The organism is Sulfitobacter sp. HI0027 (assembly GCF_001634775.1).
GTDB lineage: Bacteria > Pseudomonadota > Alphaproteobacteria > Rhodobacterales > Rhodobacteraceae > Sulfitobacter.
Genome location: NZ_LWER01000190.1, coordinates 1 through 8,745, shown reverse-complemented (window position 1 = coordinate 8,745; position 8,745 = coordinate 1). Strand labels below are relative to the sequence as shown.

Sequence of the window (8,745 nt, the reverse complement as noted above, 5' to 3'; positions counted from 1 at the left end):
CCAGTATCTGCGATCATTGCTTGTCGTTGGTATGACATCACTCGTTCGACAAACACGATCCCATCCCGAGCGAGCCAGCAAATGGCTTACATCCTTGCTTGAACGCAAATCTGCGCGTGTCGCAACCGTCGCCATGGCCAACAAGACCGCCCGGATCGTCTGGGCAGTGCTTACCCGCAACGAACCCTACAGCCCACGCACTGTAGCCTGAGACGAAAGGAACAACGAGTTAGCAAGACCCGCGAGATGATGGTGCATAAGTCTGCCGCCAAAGCCAAGACACTCCGCCGAATGGCGCGGGCATAATAGCCCGTAAAGCTGATAGGAACTTGGTTTGCGGAACCCATCAGGGCCAGCGGTCAAAACCGCGCAAACAGGCCGGACACATGACTGCTTCTGACAAATGCACAAATCAGATCAAAAATGTCTTGCTATGCAGGAGCCATCCACTGCTGCCGTTCGACGTTACGAATTGAAGGGCTTCCTTCTGGCGCAGCGCAAATGAGACGTGGTATCAGAGCAGCTTGCAAGTTGCAGGTCACTGCCTACCAAACCCGAAATGCCGGTAGGCAGAAGCTCTTCAAGTTATCGGGCTGGACCTGGCAGTGCTTCTCGAAGCGCATCAACTGATACGTCTAAGGCCTCTGCGACCTGATTCAAATCGGCGTTTGGGCCACCAGCGTCCATCAATGTCTGCAACAAGAGGTCAGGATCAACGCCCAGTTCTTCAGCCATTGCGCCGAAATCCGGGCCCGGACCGCCAGGCCCACCATCAAGGTTGTTCGATCCAGCGCCGGTGCTGGCAGTGGTCGAGAAATTCCCTTCTGCAACGACCCCTACGAGGCAAGTTGGCAAGTTGGGAAAGCTCTCGCCAGCGTGATAGTGGTAGACTGGCTCGCCACCTTCTTCCGTAAGGCCGATGTGGCCACTGCATTCATCAAGGCCGTCTGGGGTGATGCCATCATGGTCCAACGCGCCGAACATCGCGAAGCCATCAAAGGCGTATCCGAATTGCGCGGTCTGGTCTTGTGCAACACTGGTGCATTCGGCTTCCACGCCTTCTGCCTGATAAATAGCGTTCACATTTGTGGCTGTTGCATGCCAATGGTACCAACCGCCGGGATCGACATGGCCGCCACAATTGTCGAGCGCAGGCATGTGACCAGTAACCAGCACCGAGGGCGCATCGCCGAAAATTGGCACCCCATCAAGTCCTACCCCGAGAAGGGAAACGGTACCAAGTTTCGTCGGCTCATCTGCCATAACAGGATCGGCCGGGATCAGCATTGTCATCTCTACCTCAGGATCAACGGATCCCGCGATGCATTCATTGGGCTCCGTGGGCCCCTCGACACGAATGTCGAATGAATAGACTTCGCCTTCGTCATTGAAGAATGTGTATCCCTGAGCGTCCAGCATTCTCAGAAAATCGCCATTGATCCGGTATAGCCCCGCCCTGTCCCCGTCCCAGTTCCATATGCCGCCTTCATCCTCCAAAGTTGCCGGGCAAAATGGGCCAATCTCCAAACCTTCGGGAAGATACTTCACGACATAGCTTACACATTCCGTTGCCGTGCCATCCTCGAGCGTACAATCCACAGTTTGGCTCGGCGAAGCCAGTGCGTTTTCCTGAACTGAATGCTCGTTTGCATGTGCAAAGGCGCTGGTCCCGAAGGCTGATCCACCAACGGTAGCAAGGACCAAGAAGGTCGATTTGAGCCTTCCTAGATTAGGCGATAGGTAGGTAGCGCGCATATTTGTTCTCCGTAAGTTAGGGCTAAATTGGGCGGCTTGTGGCCCGATAATCAGGTTGCGGTTTATAGACCTAGGATGCGGCAGCATTGCCTTGCGGCTAAACTACGAGTATGCCTAGACTACGCAATATACTTAGGCTCCTAACTTAATGAAACAAGAGAAGCAACGTGCCGGGTTTCACCTTCTTGTTCACAGTGTGCATCTTTTGGATGACCGGCTGCGCGAACTCTTGGCCCCCTTGGGGATACATGCGGGCCAAGCCCGCATAATTCACGGCATCCACCGCATGGGAGAAGCCTCGCAACGGCAGCTGGCAGACCAGTTCAATGTAACTCCCGCCAGCATGAGCCAAATGACGAAGAGGCTTATCAATAATGGATTCATCAAAGTTCGCCCGGATCCCAGTGATAAGAGATCTAGCCTTGTGTCATTGACATCAGAAGGTGAGATGCTCTTGAACCAGATCATCGAGGTTTGGAAAAAAGTCGATGACATTATCATTGATGCAATTGGGGCACGAAACGCAGAGCAACTTTTTTCTCAAAGCTTGAAGCTCAGAGACACACTGGGTGGAAAAGCTCCTGGAACGAAGGACGTACCTAGGTGACAATGGCAAGACAGATCAACGGTGCCAAGCCTACATTATGGCATTATTGAGCGAATTACTCAAAGTGCCCCGCGCGGTCGCCGGATCTGGCGCAGCACCACATTGAAATCTTCTCCAACGAACGTTGAGGACGGCCGAAGCAGATTTCGGCTGCGCGCACAAGCAGGGTCCGCAGTGAGAGATGCCCTTGAAGACTGTTCTGCGGACAAACTCTACCTTAGATGGATTTTACTACGCCCTCTTAAATGTAGCTGTTGCAACACCCATCGCAATTAGAGCAGTACCGCCCAGCCGAGAGAACCAAGCCGACGTCGACGGTCGCGCGATCTTGGCCCGCAGCTTGTCCGCCAAGAGCGCATAGGCAAGTGCAATCAGTGCCCCCAGACCGACGAAGGTAATGACGAGTACGGCAAACTGTGGCAGAAGCGGGCTGTCCACTACGACGAACTGCGGCACAAACGCGATAAAGAATACGATGGATTTCGGGTTGAGCGCGGTCACGGCCGCAGTATGGCCGAAAACGCTCGATGCGGTGGTCGCTGGCATCTTTTCCAGATCGCCAAACGAAGCTTTCGATGCGCTTCGAAAAAGCCTAATGCCCAAATACACGAGATAGATCGCCCCAATCCATTTCAGTATGGTAAAGAGTGTAGCGAATGTCAGAACCAAGGCACCCAGCCCGGCAAGTGACGCGGACATAGCGATGAAATCACCAAGGGCCGCTCCGCCGACCGTTGCAAGAGCGACCCTTTTTCCATGGCTGATCGCATAGCTAAGAATGAGCAACACAGTCGGCCCCGGAATGAGCAAAAGAGCTATTGAGGCTGCGACAAACGCCAACCAAACCTGAAAATCCAAACGATTACCTTTCTGACTTTTCCATAAGCCAGCCACAGTTGGCTAAGGCTGTAAAGGGGCAAAGTTCGAGCTGAATTGTTGCTACGCAGTACGGTTCAGCTTGGCCCAAAGTGGACCTCGGATGCGCCGTAAATTTCATGGTATGATGATCCGTAAATAGCAAATTGCTGATGTGGTGGGCGTGGCGGATCGGAGGGTCAATCAGAAGTGTTGAACTTCTACGCTGGCAATGCCAACCACCATAGCATCTGCATTCTAACTTCACATTTTGATGAAACTCTACGACATGAACCCAATCCGGAAGTCATTGTTTGCCAAGATATTCACAGCCGTCGCAGCAACGGCCATTCTGGTAGTAATTGTGATGGCGTTTATGGTCGCGGTGTGGATGCGCGACGGTTTTGCGCGGTACCTGCTTAGGGGTGAGTTGACACAGTTCGATGAACTAACGTCGTCCTTGGCTGACCTTCACCAAGGGGTTTGGGCTGAATTTGATGAGAATCCGCAGGACTGGGCTAGCTTTGTACTCTCGCATGCTCCTCATCGTGCGGCAGATTTTAGTCCTCCCCCAGGCGCACTCCCGGGAAACTCTCCTGAAGCCCCACTCGGGCCGAAGCCAGCCACCCCACCGCCTTTTGCAATAGGAGGCGAGAATATGAGACTGGAGAAGCGCCTTGTGCTGCTCGACCGCGACGGCATCCAGGTCGCTGGCAATATCGAACGTTCATCGGTGTTCGAGCGCCGTCCGGTTTGCGCAGAGAACAACTGCAAAGGCGAGAACCTTCTCGGATATATTGGATTAAACGCACCAGTGGTGCAGGAAAATCCAAGCGACGCGTTTTTCTTGCGCGGACAGTATGCGTCGCTTGCGCTCGCCGCTTTGATCGCCGTCGCCCTGTCGGCGGTTGCTGCATTTATTGTTGCGCGACAGTTACTGGAGCCCATTAAGCGATTGGAATTGGGTGCGAAGACGATGGCCGCGGGCAGTTATACAGCAAGGATCAAACGAGATCGCACAGATGAGTTGGGGCAACTGATCGGCCATTACAACACCTTGGCGGCGACACTTGAACGGACCGCCAAGGCCGAGCGCGAATGGATTTCGAACACCAGCCACGAATTGCAGACTCCACTTGCGGTTTTGCGCGCCCAAATCGAGGCGCTACAGGACGGGATACGCAAGCCTGATGCTAAAACGCTAACTGAAATGCATGTGGCACTCATGCGACTATCGCGCTTGGTGCAAGACCTCAAAACTCTTTCCTATGGCCGCGAGGCAGAATTAACATCCGCACTTGAGCCGGAGGACCTTCCCACTCTTGTAAAACAGGCTGCCGAAACGGCGCGTTCAAAATTAAACGCTAAGGGAATTGAATTGGAACTCAATCTGCCAACGCATACTCTGGTTCCATGCGACCGGGGGCAGATTGGCCAAGTTATGGATAACCTGCTTGAGAACGCGTTTAGATACACCGACGGACCGGGCCATATACGCGTGAACCTGCAAGAGGATGGAGCTTTCGCGCTGCTGACTGTAGAGGACACCCCGCCAACCGTGCCGGAAGGTGATGTGGAAAAGCTATTTGATCGCTTTTACCGTGTAGAAGCCTCCCGGTCTCGCGCGCATGGTGGTTCTGGACTGGGACTTTCTGTCAGTAAGGCGATTGTAGAAGCGCATGGCGGTACCATCTACGCGGGCCGATCTGAATTGGGCGGGCTGCAAATCTTCATAAGATTGCCAAGGGATACGATATGACTGTGGCGAGCATCTTGATCGTAGAAGACGAAATTGCGCTTGCAGAAGTCGTGCGGGACTATTTGCTGGTGGAGAGGATGCATGTCGACATGCTCACCTCAGGCGCGGGTGCCGTCGAGCTTATACAGGCGAAACAGTATGATTTGGTTATTCTTGATCTGATGCTGCCTGAAGTAGACGGCCTGACGATTTGCCGAGAATTGCGCAAGGCATCAGACGTGCCAATCATAATGACCACGGCGAAAGTGGAAGAAATCGACCGCCTGTTGGGCCTTGAAATGGGAGCCGATGACTACCTGTGCAAACCCTACTCACCGCGTGAGCTTGTCGCGCGTGTTAGGGCGGTCTTGCGACGGCGGCCTCTTGGTAGGCCCGCAGAAAACCCCGCCACGAACGACCGGCTAATAATCGACGCCGGCAGGTGGCAGGCAACGCTTGATGGCAGCCAGCTCGACCTCACGCGGCGGGAATTCTCGCTTCTGCAGGCGCTCGCTTCACGGCCGGGCCGCGTTTTCTCCCGCGATCAGTTACTTTCGCTCGCTTTCCCTAATGACACTGAAGTTTTCGACCGAACCATTGATAGTCACATCCGAAACATCCGGCGAAAGATTGCATCGGTAAGCACTTGGGACCCGATCCGTTCTGTCTATGGCGTAGGGTACGCCTACGACGGGTAAGCCTGTCTACACGCGCTGCACCCTTCGGCAATTGAGTAGAAAAAACTACAGCGTGCATTTTTTTACAATCTGCATTTTCACTGCATAATTGCTGCAAACTCCCTGCTCAAAGAACATGGAAAAAGGGCCTGTGAATGGCAACTCAACGCCACAACAGGAGAACCTACGATGTTCATGAATAAACTTAGAGCACGACGCGAACAGGCTGCTGCCCGACGTAAAATCCCGATGTACCGGCCAACAGTACCGCATATCAAAGGCAACCAAAGCCTCATGCTCGTGATCACCTTCGCCGCTGTGGTTCTGGGTGCGCTCAACATCTCGGCTGTACGCGCTGAAAGTGCTTCGGCAGAGGGTCAAGGCACCGATTATGCGCAAGCTGCTCCTTCCAGTAAGGGAGAGCGCGGGGGCCGCCCGCCGCAAGAAGCTGTAGAAGCTTGCGAGAACGCAAAGCCGCAGTCTGCCTGCGAATTCCCAAGTCGTGAGGGTGACGCTGTTCAGGGCAATTGCATGTCACCCAAGGCGGATGTGCCACTCGCCTGCGCCCCCGCGAATATGCCGAAGAAGGGTTAAGTTGCGCTCCAACACAGGCTTTTTGCGCGGCAGCCCTCAGGGGGTTGCCGTGCTCCCTGCGTCGTTCAGAAAAGGGGCTTTCTGGATGAAGCGTCCGTCTCACCTTTGGCCGGACTTTCTGGCATGCAATCCGTGAACAACTTTCACAACAACTGAAACACGGGCTGGTGCGGACGGCAATGAACCGACACCTTCCGGCGAGGGCACGACAGAGCAGATGCCTCTCGGCATCGCTGACTCCACTTAGATGCTGGGTGCAACATTCGCCGAACAGGTACGCGCGTTCGGAGACCTTCAAGCAGGACGGCCGGCTATGCCTGGCGCAGGCAAAACGATTGGTCTTAACGGGACTGCCCCGCCACCACCAACCGACCACTTAAAACCATCCGGCCGAAATACAGTTAACCGAGCAAGGCCAACTGCTCGGTGTCGATGAGGAAATTTAAATGACTTGTACGAAACCAAACAAAGGCTCTATCGACCGCCGTTCGCTTCTCATGGGTCTTGGGGCAACCGCACTTTCAGCCTGCACAAGCCGCGTTCAAACGCCCTTGGAAACGCGCATTGAAACAGAAAACGACCCGCTGTCTCGGTTTCGTCTCTTTGCAGATGATGGGCCGGATGAATGGCTCAAACACCTTCATCCCCGGCAATCCTCAGCCTCATCGTCCGACGGGCCGAACGTGCTGGCCCTATCCGGCGGCGGTGAGGACGGTGCTTTCGGTGCGGGCGTGCTTGTTGGCTGGTCCGCGCGCGGCGACAGACCCGATTTCGACTTGGTGACCGGCATTTCGACCGGTGCCCTGATCGCGCCGTTTGCGTTTATGGGGCGAGACTATGACAATGTTCTAACCCGCGTTTTCACCCAAAGTGACGCAAGCGACATCATGCGGATGCGGCCATTTCAGGCAGTCTTCAGTGATGCGCTATTTGACACCGCGCCGCTTGCAGCATTGATTCAAGAAAACACCCCGCCCTCGTTCCTCCGCGCCATCGGGCAAAAGCATAAAGCGGGCAATAGCCTGTTGGTCGTAACCTCGGAGCTTGATAGTGCGCGAGCTTCGGTCTGGGACATGGGCGCCATTGCCGCTGCCGGGCAGTACGATCTGTTTCGCAGCATCATGCGTGCCTCTGCCGCACTTCCGGGTCTCTTTCCACCAGTGAATTTGCGATATAGCGCGGATGACAAAACCTATGCGGAAACGCATGTCGACGGGGGCGTTCACATGCAGTTCCTGGCAGTCCCGAACTTCGCGTTTACGACGCCAGACCAAAAGCTGAAAGGCGGGCACATTTACGTGCTCATCAACAACACGCTCAACCCCGGGCCCGAAGTGGTCGGGAGAACCGCGCTGAGTATTTCGCAACAGGCTCTCACGACTACAGGGCGGGCAAACGCATTGCTCCAGGTCAACGCAACACAGCTTTTCGCAAGCGAAAGGGGGCTTCGATTTTCGGTTACGTCAATCGACCCGAATGCGGGGATCGTCTATGATCCGTCGGACCGTTTTTCATCGCCCTATATGAACGCACTTTATCGACATGGCGCAAAGCGTGCGGAGAGCGGCACACTTTGGTTGAACGGTTAGGCGCGCCTCGCATGCCCGCTAGAGGTTGTCGGAAGTACTTAGAGAACGGGTAATCGACGCATGTGCCGCAAGATTTACACATTCGAATTCTTCATATCGATTAGGTCAAAACCCCAAACTTGCGGAAGATGTAAGCCCCAATGGGCGCACCGCGGAAGAAAGATGCTCCGGCTTTTTGTCAAAACTCGGACTTTGCAAATTGACCTGCCACGGGATTTTTCCTCCACCGTCGATTAGAGTCCGGCCCAACTTGAGGACGGGCAATGAAGCGAACGAGATTCACTGACGAACAGATCATCGGCATCCTTGGCGAGCACGAAGCAGGCGCAAAATGCGCGGACTTGTGCCGCAAGCACGGCAAGTCGGAAGGCACCTTTTATAACTGGAAGGCCAAATTCGGCGGCATGACGGTGTCTGAGGCCAAGCGGCTGAAGACGCTTGAGGATGAGAACGCCAAGCTGAAGAAGCTGCTGGCCGAGCAGATGCTCGATCTGGCTGCAATGAAGGAACTGGTTTCAAAAAAGTGGTGACGCCTGCCGTGAAGCGCGAGGCGGTCGCGCATCTGAAGGCCCTTCTCGGGCTATCGGAACGGCGGGCGTGCCGGATTGCCGGGGCGGACCGCAAGATGGTCCGCTACCAGGCTAAGCGTGNGCCGGACACGGTTCTACGCGGTCGGTTGCGGGATCTGGCCAATGAGCGTCGACGGTTCGGTTATCGGCGGCTCTTCGTGCTGCTGCGCCGCGAGGGCGAGCCCTCGGGGATCAACCGGATCTATCGGCTTTACCGCGAGGAAGGGCTGGCGGTGCGCAAGCGAAAGGCCCGACGCAAGGCTGTCGGGACACGGGTGCCAATCTTGGTCGAAGCACGGCCGAACGCACGTTGGTCATTGGATTTCGTCCACGACCAATTCGCCAGCGGCCAGCGCTTCCG

At 55.2% G+C, this 8,745-nt stretch carries 7 protein-coding genes and 2 pseudogenes; 7 read left to right on the top strand and 2 right to left on the bottom strand.

What is annotated here, in order from left to right; genetic code table 11:
• Window positions 1-211 (top strand): annotated as a pseudogene (locus tag A3722_RS24805) (IS110 family transposase); the annotation flags it as partial.
• 374 nt (window positions 212-585) lie between these two features.
• Here the strand turns inward: A3722_RS24805 and A3722_RS12410 are convergent.
• Window positions 586-1,755 (bottom strand): YHYH protein, encoded by a 1,170-nt coding sequence (locus A3722_RS12410; RefSeq protein ID WP_161487415.1) that lies wholly within the window; start codon window positions 1,753-1,755, stop codon window positions 586-588.
• Window positions 1,756-1,903: 148 nt separating this feature from the next.
• Between A3722_RS12410 and A3722_RS12405 the strand changes: the two genes are divergently transcribed.
• Window positions 1,904-2,362, top strand: coding sequence for a MarR family winged helix-turn-helix transcriptional regulator (locus tag A3722_RS12405; RefSeq protein ID WP_067625272.1), 459 nt, complete (start codon window positions 1,904-1,906; stop codon window positions 2,360-2,362).
• Between the two features lie 231 nt (window positions 2,363-2,593).
• Here A3722_RS12405 and A3722_RS12400 read toward each other — a convergent pair whose 3' ends face one another.
• Window positions 2,594-3,220, bottom strand: a complete 627-nt coding sequence (locus tag A3722_RS12400; protein WP_067625271.1) for a LysE family translocator — start codon at window positions 3,218-3,220, stop codon at window positions 2,594-2,596.
• Between the two features lie 271 nt (window positions 3,221-3,491).
• Here A3722_RS12400 and A3722_RS12395 point away from each other — a divergent pair, with 271 nt between their 5' ends.
• From A3722_RS12395 to A3722_RS23330, 5 genes and pseudogenes are all read left to right on the top strand, one after another.
• Window positions 3,492-4,976, top strand: coding sequence for an ATP-binding protein (locus A3722_RS12395; protein WP_067916157.1), 1,485 nt, complete (start codon window positions 3,492-3,494; stop codon window positions 4,974-4,976).
• Complete coding sequence (locus A3722_RS12390; RefSeq protein ID WP_067625265.1) at window positions 4,973-5,653, top strand: response regulator; 681 nt, start codon at window positions 4,973-4,975, stop codon at window positions 5,651-5,653. The genes A3722_RS12395 and A3722_RS12390 overlap by 4 nt, the downstream gene beginning before the upstream one ends.
• 174 nt (window positions 5,654-5,827) lie before the next feature.
• A complete protein-coding gene (locus tag A3722_RS12385; RefSeq protein ID WP_150120975.1) occupies window positions 5,828-6,226 on the top strand; it encodes a hypothetical protein in 399 nt (132 codons plus the stop codon).
• Between the two features lie 446 nt (window positions 6,227-6,672).
• Complete coding sequence (locus A3722_RS12380; RefSeq protein ID WP_067625260.1) at window positions 6,673-7,815, top strand: patatin-like phospholipase family protein; 1,143 nt, start codon at window positions 6,673-6,675, stop codon at window positions 7,813-7,815.
• A gap of 293 nt (window positions 7,816-8,108) precedes the next feature.
• A pseudogene (locus A3722_RS23330) lies at window positions 8,109-8,745 on the top strand (transposase); the annotation flags it as partial.